This window comes from Haemophilus haemolyticus M19501, assembly GCF_000222025.1.
Taxonomy (GTDB): Bacteria; Pseudomonadota; Gammaproteobacteria; order Enterobacterales; family Pasteurellaceae; genus Haemophilus; species Haemophilus haemolyticus_G.
This window is the reverse complement of the sequence record NZ_AFQO01000007.1, coordinates 346173-364637: the sequence shown is the minus strand read 5'-3', so window position 1 is coordinate 364637 and position 18465 is coordinate 346173. Positions and strand designations below refer to the sequence as shown.

General features: G+C 38.2%; 14 protein-coding genes, 7 tRNA genes, 1 rRNA gene and 1 other annotated feature. Of the genes, 10 read left to right on the top strand and 12 right to left on the bottom strand.

Features of this window, described 5'->3' with window-relative positions:
- The 6 genes from GG9_RS0108720 to GG9_RS0108700 form a co-directional block, all read right to left on the bottom strand.
- Positions 1-463 (bottom strand): 16S ribosomal RNA (locus tag GG9_RS0108720); the annotation flags it as partial.
- Positions 464-637: 174 nt separating this feature from the next.
- Positions 638-714: transfer RNA gene (locus tag GG9_RS0108715), tRNA-Pro, on the bottom strand.
- A gap of 22 nt (positions 715-736) precedes the next feature.
- A tRNA-His gene (locus GG9_RS0108710) sits at positions 737-812 on the bottom strand.
- Between the two features lie 26 nt (positions 813-838).
- Positions 839-915 (bottom strand) — tRNA-Arg (locus tag GG9_RS0108705).
- A gap of 147 nt (positions 916-1062) precedes the next feature.
- Positions 1063-3198: a bifunctional 23S rRNA (guanine(2069)-N(7))-methyltransferase RlmK/23S rRNA (guanine(2445)-N(2))-methyltransferase RlmL gene (gene rlmKL, locus GG9_RS04015; protein ID WP_005631535.1), complete on the bottom strand. Its 2136-nt coding sequence runs from the start codon at positions 3196-3198 to the stop codon at positions 1063-1065.
- A 129-nt stretch (positions 3199-3327) separates the two neighbouring features.
- Positions 3328-3404: transfer RNA gene (locus GG9_RS0108700), tRNA-Met, on the bottom strand.
- Positions 3405-3590: 186 nt separating this feature from the next.
- On the opposite strand from GG9_RS0108700, the gene mltA reads away from it, so the two are divergent.
- The 3 genes from mltA (at position 3591) to znuA (ending at position 6614) form a co-directional block, all read left to right on the top strand.
- Entirely contained in the window at positions 3591-4700 is a 1110-nt protein-coding gene (mltA, locus tag GG9_RS04020) for a murein transglycosylase A (RefSeq protein WP_005631533.1), read from the top strand.
- Positions 4700-5470 carry a tRNA cyclic N6-threonylcarbamoyladenosine(37) synthase TcdA gene (gene tcdA / locus GG9_RS04025; protein WP_005631531.1) on the top strand — a complete coding sequence of 257 codons (771 nt, stop codon included), beginning with the start codon at positions 4700-4702 and terminating at the stop codon, positions 5468-5470. The genes mltA and tcdA overlap by 1 nt, the downstream gene beginning before the upstream one ends.
- A 178-nt stretch (positions 5471-5648) precedes the next feature.
- Positions 5649-6614, top strand: coding sequence for a zinc ABC transporter substrate-binding protein ZnuA (znuA, locus tag GG9_RS04030; protein ID WP_005631530.1), 966 nt, complete (start codon positions 5649-5651; stop codon positions 6612-6614).
- Between the two features lie 49 nt (positions 6615-6663).
- Here the strand turns inward: znuA and GG9_RS04035 are convergent, their stop codons facing one another.
- Both GG9_RS04035 and mpl read right to left on the bottom strand, forming a co-directional pair.
- Complete coding sequence (locus GG9_RS04035) at positions 6664-7170, bottom strand: DUF2301 domain-containing membrane protein (RefSeq protein WP_005631528.1); 507 nt, start codon at positions 7168-7170, stop codon at positions 6664-6666.
- Between the two features lie 112 nt (positions 7171-7282).
- Entirely contained in the window at positions 7283-8644 is a 1362-nt protein-coding gene (gene mpl / locus GG9_RS04040; RefSeq protein ID WP_005631527.1) for a UDP-N-acetylmuramate:L-alanyl-gamma-D-glutamyl-meso-diaminopimelate ligase, read from the bottom strand.
- Between the two features lie 146 nt (positions 8645-8790).
- Between mpl and GG9_RS04045 the strand changes: the two genes are divergently transcribed.
- Positions 8791-9384, top strand: a complete 594-nt coding sequence (locus GG9_RS04045) for a hypothetical protein (RefSeq protein WP_005631525.1) — start codon at positions 8791-8793, stop codon at positions 9382-9384.
- Positions 9385-9435: 51 nt separating this feature from the next.
- On the opposite strand, the gene metC is transcribed toward GG9_RS04045, so the two are convergent.
- Positions 9436-10623, bottom strand: a complete 1188-nt coding sequence (metC, locus tag GG9_RS04050; protein WP_005631522.1) for a cystathionine beta-lyase — start codon at positions 10621-10623, stop codon at positions 9436-9438.
- Positions 10624-10760: 137 nt separating this feature from the next.
- On the opposite strand from metC, the gene GG9_RS04055 reads away from it, so the two are divergent.
- From GG9_RS04055 to GG9_RS0108685, 5 genes are all read left to right on the top strand, one after another.
- Positions 10761-11363, top strand: a complete 603-nt coding sequence (locus tag GG9_RS04055) for a peroxiredoxin C (protein WP_005631520.1) — start codon at positions 10761-10763, stop codon at positions 11361-11363.
- 100 nt (positions 11364-11463) lie between these two features.
- Complete coding sequence (gene pgsA / locus GG9_RS04060) at positions 11464-12021, top strand: CDP-diacylglycerol--glycerol-3-phosphate 3-phosphatidyltransferase (protein ID WP_005625600.1); 558 nt, start codon at positions 11464-11466, stop codon at positions 12019-12021.
- 153 nt (positions 12022-12174) lie between these two features.
- Positions 12175-12250 (top strand) — tRNA-Gly (locus GG9_RS0108695).
- A gap of 4 nt (positions 12251-12254) precedes the next feature.
- Positions 12255-12341: transfer RNA gene (locus GG9_RS0108690), tRNA-Leu, on the top strand.
- 50 nt (positions 12342-12391) lie between these two features.
- Positions 12392-12467, top strand: a tRNA-Lys gene (locus GG9_RS0108685).
- 222 nt (positions 12468-12689) lie between these two features.
- On the opposite strand, the gene thrC is transcribed toward GG9_RS0108685, so the two are convergent.
- The 3 genes from thrC to thrA are packed head-to-tail and all read right to left on the bottom strand — an operon-like array spanning position 12690 to position 17411.
- The gene (gene thrC / locus GG9_RS04065; RefSeq protein WP_005631517.1) at positions 12690-13964 is read right to left on the bottom strand and encodes a threonine synthase; all 1275 of its coding nucleotides are present in this window, start codon (positions 13962-13964) and stop codon (positions 12690-12692) included.
- 42 nt (positions 13965-14006) lie between these two features.
- Positions 14007-14951, bottom strand: a complete 945-nt coding sequence (gene thrB / locus GG9_RS04070) for a homoserine kinase (RefSeq protein WP_005631514.1) — start codon at positions 14949-14951, stop codon at positions 14007-14009.
- Between the two features lie 12 nt (positions 14952-14963).
- On the bottom strand, positions 14964-17411 hold the full coding sequence (thrA, locus tag GG9_RS04075) for a bifunctional aspartate kinase/homoserine dehydrogenase I (protein ID WP_005631512.1): 2448 nt from the start codon (positions 17409-17411) through the stop codon (positions 14964-14966).
- A gap of 35 nt (positions 17412-17446) precedes the next feature.
- Positions 17447-17565 (bottom strand) — a sequence feature (Thr leader region).
- 170 nt (positions 17566-17735) lie between these two features.
- Here thrA and GG9_RS04080 point away from each other — a divergent pair.
- Positions 17736-18437 (top strand): YggS family pyridoxal phosphate-dependent enzyme, encoded by a 702-nt coding sequence (locus GG9_RS04080; RefSeq protein WP_005631511.1) that lies wholly within the window; start codon positions 17736-17738, stop codon positions 18435-18437.
- Positions 18438-18465: the final 28 nt, after the last annotated feature.

Sequence of the window (18465 nt, the reverse complement as noted above, 5' to 3'; positions counted from 1 at the left end):
ACATACATCCCTTCCTCAATACCGAAAGAACTTTACAACCCGAAGGCCTTCTTCATTCACGCGGCATGGCTGCATCAGGGTTCCCCCCATTGTGCAATATTCCCCACTGCTGCCTCCCGTAGGAGTCTGGACCGTGTCTCAGTTCCAGTGTGGCTGGTCATCCTCTCAGACCAGCTAGAGATCGCAGGCTTGGTAGGCCTTTACCCCACCAACTACCTAATCCCACTTGGGCTCATCTCATGGCATGTGGCCCGAAGGTCCCACACTTTAATCTTTCGATATTACGCGGTATTAGCGACAGTTTCCCGTCGTTATCCCCCTCCATAAGCCAGATTCCCAAGCATTACTCACCCGTCCGCCACTCGTCAGCAAGAAAGCAAGCTTTCTCCTGCTACCGTTCGACTTGCATGTGTTAAGCCTGCCGCCAGCGTTCAATCTGAGCCATGATCAAACTCTTCAATTCAAGTTCAATCGCTCAATATACTGCTTAGCTATAAATAAAACACTACTTAAAAAGTAATTATGAATTTTCAGTTAAGCACCTATTAAGACTTCAAAATTAAAAATATTTTAAAACAAGTCAATCAACAAGTGCCCACACAGATTGTCTGATACATTGTTAAAGAGCAAAATAAAGTGGTCGGCGAGATAGGATTTGAACCTACGACCCACTGGTCCCAAACCAGTTGCGCTACCAAGCTGCGCTACTCGCCGTCAGATCTTATTAAAGATAAGATGGGGTGGCTAATGGGATTCGAACCCACGACAACTGGAATCACAATCCAGGGCTCTACCAACTGAGCTATAGCCACCATTAAAAGTTGTTATTGCACTGACCTGGCGCGCTCGACAAGATTCGAACTTGCGACCTTTGGCTCCGGAGGCCAACGCTCTATCCAACTGAGCTACGAACGCGTTACTGCGTCGTTGCGGAGGCGTATATTAATGATTTAATAAAACCTTGTCTAGCACTTTTTGAAAAAAAATGTTTGAGCGATAGTTTTTTATTCAGTTTGTTTAAAATTCACTATTTTTTCGACTATTTTACAACTTGGCGAATCATTATATATGTTGAATCATCCAACAATTATGAATTTGTTTATTACGTTCAAAATCTAGTGGTAACGTTTTATGCGAAATTTCTACCGCACTTAAACCTAATTCTTCCAACGCAACTAGATTCATTTTGAATCCACGTTTATTATTCGAAAAGACAATTGTGCCATTATTCGACAAAACTCGTTTTAGATTACTCATCAATTTCACATGATCTCGTTGAACATCCCAACTCTCGTCCATACGTTTAGAATTTGAAAACGTCGGTGGATCCACAAATATCAAATCAAATTGACGATCACATTTTTCTAACCATTGAAGGCAATCTGCTTGAATTAATTTATGTTGTTTACCTTCAATATCATTCAAAATAAGATTTTGCTCCGCCCAATTAAGATAAGTATTGGACATATCAACGGTCGTTGTCGATTTCGCACCACCAAGTGCCGCATGAACAGTTGCTGAGCCAGTATAAGCAAATAAATTCAAGAAATCTTTACCTTTTGCCAATTCACCAATCATTTTTCTTGTTAAACGGTGATCTAAGAATAAGCCTGTGTCTAAATAATCTGTCAAATTTACCCAAAGTTGCACGCCATATTCATTCACATAAAAGTATTCACCTTTATTGGCTAATTTCTCATATTGGTTGGTACCTTTTTGTTTCTGGCGAACTTTAAGGATCAACTTATTCGTTTCGACACCTGTAACGTGCAAAGTTGCAGTAACCGCATCCAATAAACGTTGACGCGCTTTATTTTCATCAATATTTTTCGGCGCTGCATACTCTTGCACAACAATGTAATCTGCATAACGATCGACGGCTAAATTATATTCAGGCAAATCAGCATCATATAAACGATAAGCATCTAATCCTTGTTGCTTTGCCCATTTGCTAATTTTCTTAATATTTTTTTGTAATCGATTAGCAAAATCGGTTACCACCTCCGAAGTGCGGTTAAATTCTAGTTCATTTTCAGCTGTAATTTCGTCAGATTTTCGTTCTGAAACTTGATAATTCTTCTGCACACAATCTAATGGGCCATTTTTTGCTTTAAACTGTCGGCTAGCACGCATTCTCAAACAATCAAGCAATGTGGATTCGCTACTAAAAACAGAAACATTCCAACCGCAAAATTCTTTTTTAAGTCTTTGCCCAATTACAGAATAAAGTGCGATCAATGCTGGGGTTGTACCTAAGCGTTCTCCATAAGGTGGATTACAGATAACCGTACCGACTTCATTTAAATGAGGATTTTTCAACGCTGCCACATCAGACTGCTGCCATTTAATTAAATGTGAAACACCTGCATTTTGTGCATTCCTCTGTGCCTTTTTTAATACGCGGTGATCGAGGTCAAATCCATAAAAGTGCGGTTGAATTTCACGTTGTTTTTCTTCTGCTAATTCAATCGCTTCATTTTTTACCTTTTCCCAAGCCGATTGATTATGCCCTTTCCAAAAATCAAATCCCCAATGTAAACGATACAGCTGCGGCGCAATTTTGGCTTCCATTTGTGCCGCTTCAATTAAAAGCGTGCCTGAACCACACATTGGATCCACTAATGGAGAACCCGCTTGCCAACCTGAACGCATAACAATTGCAGCTGCTAAAGTTTCGCGTAAAGGAGCTTGACCTGCATCTTCACGATAGCCTCGTAAATGCAATGCTTCCCCACTTAAATCTAAAGAAATCACTAAATTTTCACGATTCAAATAAGCGTGAATACGTACGTCTGGCTGAATTTTATCTACATCAGGGCGAGTTTTACCTTGACGTTCAAAGTAATCGACAATTCCATCTTTAACACGCATCGCACCAAATTGAGTATGACGAATTTCTTGGTTGGTTCCATTAAAATCGACAAAGAATGTAACTCTTTCATCAAATTGCGCTAACCAATTAAAGCCTGAAACAGCCGCATAAAGATCCAAATCACTGTAAATTTTGGTTTCAATCAAAGGAAATAAAATGCGTGAAGCAAGGCGTGACCAAAGTAAAGTGCGGTATAAAGTTTCGTCATCAGCTTGATAATGAACGCCACCTTGAACCACTTTTGCCTCTTGCGCACCAAGTTCAGTGAGTTCAACTTTTAATAATTCTTCAAAGCCACGAGAAGTCGTTGCAAATAATTGTTTCATTTAGATACCGATTTTGAAAATTTTGAGGGATTATAGCATAGAAAAAGATGATCTAATTGAGATCATCATTGCGAATTAAACTGTAAAAAGAAAGCCCTGATTTTCTTAAATCAGGGCTTTAGAATTTGTTGGTTGCGGGGGCCGGATTTGAACCGACGGCCTTCGGGTTATGAGCCCGACGAGCTACCAAGCTGCTCCACCCCGCGTCTGATGGGGCGTACTATACTCGCTTAAAATTTAATTGCAAGAATTAAACAAAACTTTATCAATTGTTTGTTAATAAAATGTTCAATATGTAGTTTTATTAAGCAATTTCACTAAATAACACTGGTTGTTTTCTGTAAATTTTGGTAGCGTATGCAACCTTATTTCTGCTTACTTTAGGATTGAAAATGTCGGTGTGTAAACCATTTTGGTTCAAAACTTTTTCTATCTCAATTATTACCGCACTTTTGGTGTCTTGTACCTCTAACATAAAAAACACTCAGATTCCCACCACCTCAAATGGTAGTGATCCTCAACAATTCGGTGCAAAATATACCAATCGAACTTATCAGCAAGCAGCTCTTATGCCTGTTTCCCATATAGAAAACCAAAGTACGGTAATAAATCAAGGCGATTTTTTAACACAGCTTTCCAATATAAAAAATTATTCGAGTAAACTTTCCACCAATTTTTACGATAATTATGAAAAAATTACAAATTGGGTTCTTTCTGGGGCAAATATTAATGAACTCACTCAATTTAATATCCAACCGCAAATTATGCGTGGCTTTGATGGATTTCAAAATGTGCTGATGACAGGCTATTATTCGCCTATACTTTATGCTCGTCATACCCCACAAGGTCAATTTAAAAATCCAATTTATCGTATGCCTGTGAAAAAACGTCTAAGTCGAGCGCAAATTTACGCGGGAGCATTAGCGGGGAAAGGATTAGAGTTAGCATATAGCGATTCCATGTTGGAAAACTTTTTACTTGGGGTACAAGGCAGTGGTTATATAGATTTTGGCGATGGCAATCTTAACTATTTTGCTTACGCAGGACAAAATGGTTTCCCTTACACGGCTATCGGGCGTTTATTAGTGGAAGATGGCGAAATTCCAAAAGAAAAAATGTCTATTCAAGCAATTCGAGAATGGGGTAATCGTAATCCATCGCGTGTACAAAGCTTGTTAGAACGCAATGAAGCTTATGTATTCTTTAAAAATGATCCAAGTGGCAAAGTAAAAGGCTCTGCAGGCGTTCCTCTTGTAGCAATGGCTTCAGTGGCATCAGATCGCAATGTTATCCCATCTGGCTCTGTACTTTTAGTCGAAGTACCAGATATTGATAATAATGGAAATTGGCTTGGCACACACAAATTACACTTAATGGTTGCACTTGATGTAGGCGGTGCAGTGAAAGGTCATCACTTTGACTTATATCGTGGTATCGGTGCTAGAGCGGGACATATTGCAGGGCTTTCAAAACACTACGGTAGAGTATGGGTATTACAATAATGGCTAGAATAGATAATTACGAACAACGCTTTGGTGGCATTGGGCGACTTTATACGCCTGATGGCTTAGCACGCTTACGCCAAGTGCATATTTGCGTGATTGGCATTGGCGGTGTCGGATCTTGGGTTGTTGAAGCCTTAGCACGATCTGGCATTGGCGAACTCACATTAATTGATATGGATGATATTTGCGTCACGAATATCAATCGCCAACTTCCTGCGATGAGCGGCACAATCGGCAAATTAAAAACTGAAGTCATGTCAGAGCGAGTAAAATTAATTAACCCAGAATGTACCGTCAATATTATTGATGATTTTATCTCGCCAGAAAATCAAGCGGATTACCTCAATCGAGGCTATGACTACGTCATTGATGCCATCGATAATGTGAAAACTAAAGCGTCGCTGATTGCTTATTGTAAACGTAACAAAATTAATGTAATTACTATTGGTGGTGCTGGTGGTCAAACTGATCCAACCCAAATTCAAATTGCCGATCTTAGTAAAACCATTCAAGATCCTCTCCTTGCTAAAGTGCGGTCAATTTTACGCAAGGATTACAATTTTAGCCAAAATCCAAAACGCAAATTTAGTATCGATGCGGTATTTTCAACACAACCTTTAATATTTCCACAAATGACTGAGGACTGTGCAATTTCTGCTACGATGAATTGCGCAAATGGGTTTGGTGCAGCCACAATGATCACGGCAGCCTTTGGTTTTTTTGCTGTTTCTCGTGTAATAGATAAATTACTCAAGAAAAAATCTTAGTCTTCCTTTTAAAATGCACATTGACCATAAATGTGCATTTTTTATTGAATGAAACCTATTTACTTTAAAAATGAAAAATTTTCCCTCTTTTTCACTATAAAATCATTGCAATTTACAGAAAAGAGCGTAGGCTTTTTGCCCTTTACTAATTATTATCAACAAGTAAGGAAACAGAAATATGAAAAAACTTTTAAAAATTAGTGCAATTTCTGCCGCACTTTTAAGCACACCAATGATGGCAAATGCCGATGTATTGACATCAGTAAAACCTTTGGGCTTTATTGTTTCATCTATTGCAGAGGGTGTAACTGGCACGCAAGTTCTTGTGCCTGCTGGCGCATCTCCACATGATTACAATTTGAAATTATCTGATATTCAAAAAGTAAAATCTGCAGATTTAGTAGTATGGGTTGGTGAAGATGTTGATTCATTTTTAGATAAGCCAATTAGTCAAATTGAACGCAAAAAAGTGATTACCATTGCCGATCTTGCGGATGTTAAACCTTTATTAATTCAAGCTCACCACGAGCATTTCCATGAAGATGGCGATCATGACCATAAGCACGAACACGATCACGACCATAAACACGATCACGAACATCATGATCACGATCATCACGAGGGTTTAACAACAAACTGGCACGTTTGGTATTCTCCAGCTATCAGCAAAATTGTTGCACAAAAAGTAGCGGATAAATTAACTGCACAATTCCCAAATAAAAAAGCATTAATTGCACAAAATCTTTCAGATTTTAACCGCACTTTGGCAGAACAAAGTGAAAAAATCACAGCACAACTTGCAAATGTAAAAGACAAAGGTTTCTACGTTTTCCACGATGCTTATGGTTATTTCAACGATGCTTATGGTTTAAAACAAACGGGTTACTTTACCATCAATCCATTAGTTGCTCCGGGTGCAAAAACTTTAGCACACATTAAAGAAGAAATTGATGAACATAAAGTAAATTGCTTATTCGCAGAGCCTCAATTTACACCAAAAGTGATTGAGTCTTTAGCTCAAAATACTAAAGTCAATGTAGGACAACTCGACCCAATTGGCGATAAAGTCACTTTAGGCAAAAATTCTTATGCAACATTCTTGCAATCTACCGCAGATAGTTACATGGAATGCTTAGCTAAATAAACCTTTCTAAAAACAATGACCGCACATAAAAGTGCGGTCATTTTCTTTTCTAAATTTGATATTTTGTTTTGTCTCCAATATCAAAATGCAAAGGCATTCGCCATTTTTGTATCGCTAAAACGAAAAGTAATACGCCAGAAATAATAGAAAAAATTCGTAGTGCGATAAAATTATTTAATACCCACGAAAACCACAAGCAAGCCACAAATATCGGCTGTAAATTTAGCAAAGGTACGCGGAAACAAAAATATTCTTTAAAACACAAACCACCTAAAGTAAGTAACGCACCACCAAGAGCCAAAGCAGGATAATGATTAATATAAAAAAGTAATCCTATCCAAGTAGCAAATTGGAAAAGCAATCGGAAGGATTTGAGATAAATATGTAACGAAGAGGCACAGCAAGTTGCTGCAATTAATATAAATATAAGTGACAAATCTGGATACCAGCTTACTGTAAGAACAGCCAACGCTGCTATCACAAAGCCAGTGCGGTAAATAATAACAGTCAGATTATCTAAAAAATCCATCGGTGATTTAATATGTGGATCAGCCATTGTATAAATGTTCCTTTTTATGAATTACAAATTAAAAATAGATATAGCCTAAAAGTCAGAAATAAAAAGTGCAGTCAATTTAAAAACAGGTTCTAAATTAACCGCACTTTTATTATTTCAGTTTTAGCTTATCAAGAATTTTTTGATGAATGCCACCAAAACTGCCGTTAGACATCACTAAAATATGATCCGTAGGTTGAGCCTCTGCAACAATCATATCCACTAATCGATCCAAATTTGCGTGCCAATAAGCAGGTTGTACACATTGGTTTGCAATATCAGCCACTTCCCAAGGAAGCTGTTCAGGTTGAAGCATAAACACGGCATCAGCTCGACCAAGCGCAGACGCAATTTCATCTTTATGAACCCCCATTTTCATTGTGTTAGAACGAGGCTCAAGCACGGCAAGAATTCGCACGCCGCCACCTACTTTATCTCGCAAAGCAGTTAGCGTAGCAAGAATAGCTTCTGGATGATGCGCAAAATCATCATAAACTGTAATGCCATTAACTTCGCCTTTCACTTCTAAACGACGTTTAGCATTTACAAAAGATCCCAATGCTTTGCACGCATCTTCAATAGCAACGCCAATATGATGAGCAGCCGCTATTGCCATTAACGCATTATGCATATTATGTTGTCCCACGACATTCCATTTTACTTCTGCCACTTTTTCTCCATGATGGAAGACAGCAAAATGTGAAGCATCATTTGTAATACGTTCAGCAAACCACTCATTATCTTTGCCTAAAAATTGTTGTTGCGACCAACATCCCAATGCCAGCGTTTCTTTTGCACTTTGTTCACTCGCCGAACTTAATACCAAGCCACTGGCTGGAATAGTTCGAATCATATGATGAAATTGGCGTTGAATCGCTTTGAGATCATCAAAAATATCTGCATGATCAAAGCTAATGTTATTTACGATAAGTGTACGCGGATTGTAATGGACAAATTTCGAACGTTTATCAAAGAAAGCCGTATCATATTCATCAGCTTCAATAACAAAATAAGGGCTGTCTCCTAAACGAGCTGAAATGCCAAAATTACCCGCAATACCACCGATTAAAAAACCAGGTTTTAAACCATTTTGTTCCAGAATCCAAGTCAGCATGCCTGTTGTCGTTGTTTTTCCATGCGTACCAGAAACCGCCAATACCCAACGATCTCGCAATAAATGATCATGTAACCATTGAGGACCAGATGTGTATTTCAAATTATTTTCCAACACATATTCTACGCAAGGATTACCGCGTTTCATCGCATTACCAACAATTACCATATCAGGCGCAGGTTGTAATTGTACAACATCATAATTTGGAATGATCTGGATACCTTGCTCTTCTAAAAAAGTGCTCATTGGAGGGTAAACATTAGTATCTGAACCCGTTACGTGATAGCCCATTTGTTTAGCAATCATCGCCACGCCGCCCATAAATGTGCCACAAATACCTAAGATATGAATATGTTTCATTGTGCTTCTCTGTTGATTAAGGAAAACGAAAAATATGATAAAACAACTTCTATGAACTTTCAAAAGAAAAGACTGTCATACCAAAATATATGATCTATAATTAACGCCACTGAACCATTATTTAACCACTTCAATAGGAATAAACAATGAAATTTAATAAGTCTTTTCTTTTCGCAACTATCGTCGCAAGCTCAATTGCTTTAACTGCTTGTAACGATAAAGAACAAAAAAAAGCTGAAAAACCCTCAGTAGAAGCAACTCAACCTGCTGTAGAAAAAGCTCAACCCGCAACAGAAGCTGCACAACCAGCAACCAACCAATCAGAACAACAGGCACAAATCAAAATAGATGAATTAGTCGCTCAAGCTAATGCAGAATTTCAAAAAGTTGCAAACATAAAAGTTACTAATGTTTCTGTTACCGATGATTTAAAATCTTTTTCTATCACTTATGAAATTACAAATTTAAGCGATAAAGCAATTTCAGAAGCACAATGGCTAACTATTTATAAAGAAAATAACCAGCCGTTCTATGTAGCAAATCTTCCTGCATTACAATTTGGAAAAACAATTGCACCGAAAGCAAATGAGATCGTTACCTTATCAACCGATGAAGAAGCAGTGCTTTCTCAAATTCGTCCTCACTTACAACAAGGAAAAAGTATTCAAGTCGATATTATTGGGACTTCAATTCATTTTTCTGACGGTTCCCAAATTGGTTTAGTTTCAGAACAAAAATAATCCTAATAAAAATGCCTGTAATAAAACAGGCATTTTTTTTATCCGCACTTTTTAAGCAATTCGCTCAAATCCAGCTTTTAAATCTGCAATCAATTCATTTACATCTTCAAAACCGATATGCACACGAATTAACGAACCTGTAAGATTACGTTTAATATTTGGACGAATATGTGCAATTTCTTCTGGTTGATTACAAAGAATTAAAGACTCAAATCCTCCCCATGAATAAGCCATAGTGAACAGTTGAAAATGATCCATGAAATTTGAGACTTGTTCCGATGTCAATCGCTTAGTTAATTCAAAAGAAAATAAGCCACTGCTTCCACTAAAGTCTCGTAAAAAGAATTTATGACCAGGACAGCTTGGTAAGGCTGGATGATACACCGTTTTTACTTCTGGTTGCTCACTCAACCATTTTGCCACTTTAATACTGCTTTCCTGATGTTGTTTTAATCGTACACCCAATGTACGAATACCACGAGCAGTCGTATAAGCAGAATCCGCATCCACCATCTGCCCCATTAAATAGGAATGTTCTCTAAGTTGATCCCAAGTTCGGGCATTCGCAACAGCAGTACCAATCATAATATCAGAATGCCCCACTAAATATTTCGTACCCGCTTGAATAGAAATATCAATATCATGCTCTAACGCTTTAAATAGAACACCTGCCGACCAAGTATTATCAATCATAATCACAATATTAGGATTCACCGTTCTTGCAGCTTTCACAATAGTCGGAATATCGGGAATTTCCATTGTGATAGAACTCGGTGCTTCTAAAAAAAGTACTTTTGTATTCGGTTGAATAAGCGTTGCAATATCAGCCCCAATAAGAGGATCGTAATAAGTGGTATCGATCTGCATTTTTTTCAGCACAATATTACAGAAATCTTGGGTTGGCTCGTAAGCTGCACCACTCATTAATACATGATCGCCACTTTTTACAAAAGAAAGAATCGAATTAGTTACTGCTGCTGCACCACAAGGATAAAGATAACAGCCTGCGCCTCCCTCCATTTCACACATTAAATCTTGTAAAGCAAAATGTGTTAGCGTCCCTCTTCTGCCATAAAATAATTCACCTTTTGCTCTATGTTGAGTAGCGTGTTTTTTATCTTCAATACTGTCAAATACTAATGAAGAAGCTCGCTGTAAAACGGGGTTTACAGATCCTTGTGAAAAACGTTTTTTACGCCCTGCATGGACAAATGTTGTTGATAGATTGTGTTGTTGCATATTTCCACCTTATTTTAGATAAGATTAATTGCTTTAATAGATAAAATCGAGTATAAAAATGTCGGCGTTTCAAATAGAATCGCGTCGCTATTTTGTGTGGCAAAACTTCAACTTAACTTTATATAGGAATTATGACTATGGTATTAGTAACCCGTCAAGCACCAGATTTTACTTCATCTGCTGTATTAGGCAATGGCGAAATCGTTGATAACTTCAACTTTAAACAACACATTGCTGGTAAAGCAGCGGTAATCTTCTTCTACCCGTTAGACTTTACCTTCGTTTGCCCTTCTGAGTTAATCGCATTTGACCACCGTTATGAAGAATTCAAAAAACGTGGCGTAGAAGTCGTTGGTGTTTCTATCGACTCTCAATTTACTCACAATGCATGGCGTAACACCCCAACTGAAAATGGTGGTATCGGCCAAGTTAAATATGCATTAGCGGCAGACGTAAAACACGAAATTGCTCAAGCATACGGTATTGAACATCCTGAAGCAGGCGTTGCATTACGCGCTTCATTCTTAATCGACAAAAATGGCGTCGTTCGTCACCAAGTAGTAAACGATCTTCCATTAGGTCGTAACATCGATGAAATGTTACGTATGGTTGATGCATTACAATTCCATGAAGATCACGGTGAAGTTTGCCCTGCTCAATGGGAAAAAGGTAAAGAAGGGATGAAAGATAACCCTGAAGGCGTTGCAAAATACTTAAAACAAAACGCTGATAAACTTTAATCCGTAATTATTTACAAGAAAGCCACATAATGTGGCTTTTTTTATAGTCTTAGATACTTTAGAATAGGCGTATCTCTAACACCAAGAGCGGTTCATTTCTATGAAATTTAATATTCCTATTTTCCTAACGATGTTTCGCGTAATCCTGATTCCGTTTTTCGTGATTGCATTTTATTTACCTATCGAATCCTCCCCTTTTATTACTACATTCATATTCTTTATTGCAGGTGTTACTGATTGGCTTGATGGTTATTTGGCTCGTAAATGGAAACAAACTACAAGATTTGGCGCTTTTTTGGATCCTGTTGCGGATAAAGTAATGGTTGTCGCCGCCTTGGTTCTCATCGTTGAATATCAACACTCTCTTTGGATTACGATTCCTGCGATTATTATGATTTCTCGCGAAATTATTATTTCCGCATTACGTGAATGGATGGCTGAACTCGGAGAACGTAGTAAAGTCGCTGTCTCTTGGTGGGGAAAATGGAAAACAACCGCACAAATGTTAGCCCTAGGCGGATTATTATGGCGTTACAATAACTATATGGAAATTGCCGCTATAATCTTGCTTTACATCGCAGCCATTTTAACAGTATGGTCAATGATCCAATATTTACAGGCAGCAAAAGGTAGCCTACTAGATGACCTAAAACTCTAGTTCAGGATAAAGTGCGGTATTTTCTACCGTACTTTTATTATTTTGTCTTATTTTTAATCAAACAAAGTTTTTTTTATTTTTTCATTTGACACAAGACTATAAAACCGTAAAATACTCCCCGTTGTCACGCAGCAATGCTGATTGGTGATAAATGCGGGAATAGCTCAGTTGGTAGAGCACGACCTTGCCAAGGTCGGGGTCGCGAGTTCGAGCCTCGTTTCCCGCTCCAATTTGCCCGAGTGGTGGAATCGGTAGACACAAGGGATTTAAAATCCCTCGCCTTTCGAGGCGTGCCAGTTCAAGTCTGGCTTCGGGCACCATTTAAACACTAATCCAAAGATTTTAAAATTTACTTTAAAATCATCTAATTGGGTCGTTAGCTCAGTCGGTAGAGCAGCGGACTTTTAATCCGTTGGTCGAAGGTTCGAATCCTTCACGACCCACCACTTAAAAATAAAGTAAGTGCTGAAATGTGTTTTTTATTGCCTAAATTAATACTACTTTTTTAAATCACTAGCTTATTGATAAATAGGTGTTCTTTCTATCTAATATAAAACTAATTAGTTAATACATCCTTATTTTTTATCTCTATACCCTATTTTCTAAAAATAAATAGCACCTAAAAATCAGATGCTATCCAAAACACAATAAAAATTTACCGCACTTTATTACTTTAATAAGTAAGCCCGTAGTTGTGCAAAATCATTATCCATTTCATCAGAAAGCAATGGTAGCTGATTATGTTTATCCAGTGTTTCAGGTAATGGAAGCTGAATACCAAGAATACGTTCTACAGATTCTTTAAATTTTGCAGGATGCGCCGTACACAGGAAGATTCCTGTTTCATCTGCTTTAAGTTGATCTTTCAGCACCTGATAAGCAATCGCACCGTGAGGTTCACATAAATAACCTTTTGCCTGCATCGCTTTTAAGGTATCTTCTGTTTCGCTATCACTTAACATTCCCGAGCCTAAATCAGTTAAATTCCAACCATTTCGTTTAAACAGTTCTTCCACTCTTGGCCAGTTATTTGGGCGACTTACATCCATTGCGTTAGAAAGAGTTGCAACTGTCGTTTTAGGATCCCAATTTCCCGACTTCAAATAACGTGGCACAGTATCATTTGCATTTGTTGAGGCGACAAAGCGTTTTATTGGCAAGCCTAAGGTTTTTGCAATTAATCCCGCAGTTAAGTTACCAAAATTACCACTTGGCACAGAAAGCACAACATTATCACGTTTTTCTTTTGGCAATTGTGCGACAGCTTCAAAATAATAACAAACTTGAGCTAATAAGCGGCTGATATTAATAGAATTTGCAGAGTTAAGTCCGATAGCTTGGCGCAATTCAACATCATCAAAGGCTTGCTTAACCAAAGCCTGACACGCATCGAAATCACCATTAATCGCAACAGTACGAATATTCCCACCTAAAGTACAGAATAGCTTTTCTTGTAATGGACTGATTTTGCCTTTTGGATAAAGGATAACTACATTAATATTTTCTAATCCATAAAACGCATGTGCTACAGCAGCTCCAGTATCGCCAGACGTAGCCGTTAAAATGGTAATTTTTCCATCGCCACGTACCGCAGCAAGTGCCTGTGCCATAAAACGCCCACCAAAGTCTTTAAATGCTAATGTGGGGCCATGAAATAATTCAAGTGCATAAATATTATCTTCCACTTTTTCTAACGGTGCGGTGAAAGTGAATGCATTTTTTACCATCTCATCTAACGTTGCTTTAGGTAATTCTTCACCGATTAAGGCGCCTAAGATTTTTTGACTACGCTCAACAAGAGGTAATTCAAGTAATTCATCAATGTTATTAAGTTGAGGAATAACTTCAGGAAAGAATAAACCTTGATCCCGACCAAGTCCTTGACGAACAGCCTGAGAAAAAGTGACTTGTTCTTCGGGATGTTTGATATTGTATAAATTCATATTTAATCCGTTTTTAATCTGACTTTATCTATTTAAATTAACTTATTTAATTTCTCTTGCGCCTTCGTTATCAACCTTACATACATGCACAAAACCTTCATTATTTTGTAAATAATGATTCTCTAAATAAGTTGAAAGTTTAATTGCGGTTTGTAAGTCTGGAGCAATAGAGAAAATAGTTGGGCCTGAGCCTGAAATACCTGTGGCAAGCGCGCCTAAGTCTCGCGCAGCTTGTTTTACTTCAGCAAAATTAGGTAACAGAGATTCACGATAAGGCTCGGCAATGACATCTTTCATCATAATCGCTGCAAGGTTTTCCTGATGGGTATGGCAAGCATGCACAAAACCACCCAAATGACGACCATGGGCAATCACGTCTTGTCGAGTATAGCTTTTCGGTAAAATTGCACGAGCTTCAGCAGTAGAAACTTCAATTCCTGGATACGCCAACACCCAATACCAATTATCAAAAAATGGCAGTTTTTGACAAATATTGCCAAGCGATTGCACCATAAATTGCACACCGCCAAGATAGCAAGGTGCGACGTTATCATAATGGATTGAACCAGAAATACGACCTTCCAATTCGCCCATCATTTCAAGCAACTCCATTTTCGAAAAAGGTTCATTATGAAACTGATTTAATGCCACTAATGCAGCAACAATAGAACAAGCACTAGAGCCTAAACCAGAGCCAATAGGCATATTTTTTTCCAGCGTTAAACGCAAAGGTTTTACATTTGCTCCGCATAATTTTAATTGCTCAGTAAATAGCACATAAGCTTGGTAAACAATATTTTTTTGCGGTTCTTTCGGTAATTTACGAACAAAATAGCCCGCACTTTCTAACTCAAAACCACTTGAAATAGATTCTATTTGAACCACATCACCTAACAATGAACCATCAATAGGAGAAATCGCAGCACCTAAAGTATCGAAACCTACGCTAATATTCGCGCTAGATGCAGGGGCGTAAATTCTTAACATTGGGAATCCTTATTAATGTTGTAATGTTCTTAAAATATCTGCAAAGATACCTGCCGCCGTCACCGCATTACCTGCACCATAACCACGTAATAAAAGTGGGATAGGTTGGTAATAACGAGTATAAAATGCCAAAGCATTTTCACCATCTTTCACTTTATAAAGTGGGTTATTCTGATCAACTGCAACAATGGATACTTTACATTTACCTTCACAAATTTTTCCAACATAACGCAATACTTTTCCTTCAGATTTAGCGGTGGAAACACGAGCGTTAAACTCTTCATCAAGTTGTGGCAACATTGCCATAAATTCATCTGCAGATTTTCCTTCAGAGAAGCCTTTCGGCAATACACCTTCAACTTCAACATCTGAAAGTTCAAGCTCAATTCCAGCTTCACGAGCAAGAATTAATAATTTGCGCGCGACATCTTGTCCAGAGAGATCATCACGAGGATCTGGCTCAGTAAACCCTTTTTCACGCGCAAGCGCGGTGACTTCTGAAAGAGAAAGTCCCTCTTCCAATTTACCAAAAATAAAGGAAAGCGAGCCAGATAAAATGCCTTCAAAATATTCAAGTTCATCACCCGCAGCAAGTAAGTTTTGAAGATTTTCAATAACTGGCAAACCAGCGCCCACATTGGTTTCATATAAGAATTTATGTTGGCTTGCTTGAGCATTTTGACGTAACTCATTGTAATAAGCTAATTCTCGTGTATTCGCTTTTTTATTTGGCGTAACCACATGGAAACCTTCTTTTAACGCACGAGCATAAAGCCCCGCTACAGATTCGGCTGAGGTACAATCTACAAATACTGGATTCACCACATGATGTAATTTAATGAAAGAAAGCAATACATCAAAATCTGATGGCTGAGTCGCATTTTCTAAATCGTTTTTCCAATCGTCTAAACATAATCCATTTTCATCAAGTAACATACGATTAGAATTTGCTATAGCACAAACTCGAATTTCAACATTCTTCTTTGCTAGATACTCCTTTTGGCGTTTTACCTGCTCAATTAATTCTCCGCCTACTCCACCAACGCCCACTAAAAACATATCCACTACTTTTTTATTATTGAAAAGAGCCTGATGGGTAGCTTTCACCGCTTCAATCGCTTTATTTTGCGGCACAACTGCAGAAATTGAACGTTCACTAGAACCTTGTGCAATCGCCACAATGCTAATATTTGCCTGCGCTAAAGCAGAGAAGAAACGAGCAGCAATTCCTTTCGCTTGCTTCATTCCATCACCCACCACAGAAATAATGGATAAATCTTTAATCACTTCAATTGGTTCTAATTGATGTTCGTTTAATTCATTAGCAAACTCTGTTTCTAGTACGGTTTTCGCTACTTCTGCAGATTTCACTGGCACGCAGAAGCTAATACTGTATTCAGATGAAGACTGGGTAATTAAGATGACTGAAATGCCTGCGCCTGACATAGCTGAAAATACGCGAGATGCCATGCCTACCATGCCTTGCATACCAGGGCCTGATACATTAAACATCGCCAAGTTATCTAAGTTAGTGATACCTTTGACTTGTAAACCTTCTGATTTCACATTGCCATCAATAATCGAACCCGGCGCAGAAGGATTTCCTGTATTTTTAATGACACAAGGAATATTTTGTGGCAACAATGGGCCAATCGTACGAGGATGAATCACTTTCGCACCGAAATAAGAAAGCTCCATCGCTTCACGATAAGAAAGAGTTGGTAATAAACGTGCATCAGGCACTAAACGCGGATCGCAAGTATAAACGCCATCCACATCAGTCCAAATTTCGCATACGCTTGCGCCTAAACAAGCGGCTAAACAGGCTGCAGAATAGTCTGAGCCATTACGACCGAGCAGAACCAACTCACCTTTTTCGTTACCCGCAGTAAAGCCAGCCATAAGCACCACTTTATCTTTTGCGATACTTGCTGCATCAACACGTTTTGTTGATTCTTCAATTTCAACAGAAGATTCAAGATAACCGCCTTTTGCTAATAATTGCTTGACAGGATCCACAATATGTACGCTATAGCCACGCGCTTCAAACCAAGCTTTCATCATTGCAATAGAAAGTTTTTCACCACGGCAATCAATCGTCGCTTTAACTGCATCTTCTACTTTTCCTGCCTGACGAATTTCTTCTAATAATCCTTTGATTTGAGCAAATTCAGTATCAATAAGCGCTTTGGTGCCATTTAAGTCGAATTGATTATTTTCGGCATGTAAGCCATTGATGATGTTATAGAAAATTTCGATTGCTTCGTTGAAATGCGTATCGGTTGGTTGATTTAATGCAGCTTTTTCAGAAAGGGCGACGAGATGATTAGTTATTTTGGCTGGTGCTGATAAAACACCTGCTGCCTGCTCTTCTAAATGAGCTTGCTCGATCAATTTCGCTGCTTGGGAAAAACGTTCCGGATTTGCAAGCGAAGTGCCGCCAAATTTTAGTACGCGCATGATTGGTTCTCCTAGAGATATTGTGTTTTTTAATTTATAAAAAAACCCGCTATTCAGTTGAATCGCGGGTTTTCTGTATCCTGTTTTTTGGTGCACTAACCCGCGCCATTAATCATAGTAATGGTCATCATAATCGTGGTAATCGTGCTAATGATTACGGATAAAGTGCGGTTATTTTTCATTGTGTTTTATCTCGAAAAATGAATGCATAAAGAAATACCGAAATTTTCCGAGCTTGTCAAACAGAAAGTAACAAATTTTTCAGAAATTTTCTCAGTAAATAAATTTCGTGTAAACTAACCGCACTTTTATAAAGGAGAACCTATGGATATCCAGCATAATATCAACCTAATTCATCAAAAAATTAAAACAGCTTGCGAAGAAGCAAGACGCGATCAAAATACTGTTAAATTACTTGCCGTATCTAAGACCAAACCTATTTCCGCCATTATTTCGGCTTATCAAGCTGGACAAACGGCTTTTGGAGAAAATTACGTGCAAGAGGGGGTAGAAAAGATCCAATATTTTGGATCTCAAGGTATTAACCTTGAATGGCATTTTATCGGTCCATTACAATCGAATAAAACACGTCTCGTTGCAGAACATTTTGATTGGATGCAAACACTTAATCGAGCAAAAACTGCAGATCGTTTAAATAAACAACGACCAATTAACAAAGCACCGTTGAATGTCTTAATTCAGGTTAATATCAGCGATGAAGAAAGTAAATCAGGTATTCAACCTGAGGAAATGCTAACACTGGCAAAACACATCGAAAATTTACCGCACTTATGCTTACGTGGCTTAATGGCAATACCCGCGCCAACCGATAACATCTCAGAACAAGAAAATGCATTTAGAAAGATGTTGTCTCTATTTGAGCAACTTAAACAAGCCTTACCCAATCAACAAATTGATACTCTTTCTATGGGAATGACTGACGATATGCCGAGCGCAATAAAATGCGGTTCTACTATGGTACGAATTGGCACTGCGATTTTTGGTACAAGGGATTATTCAAAATAAATCTAAACAACCCTAGTGAAAAAATTAT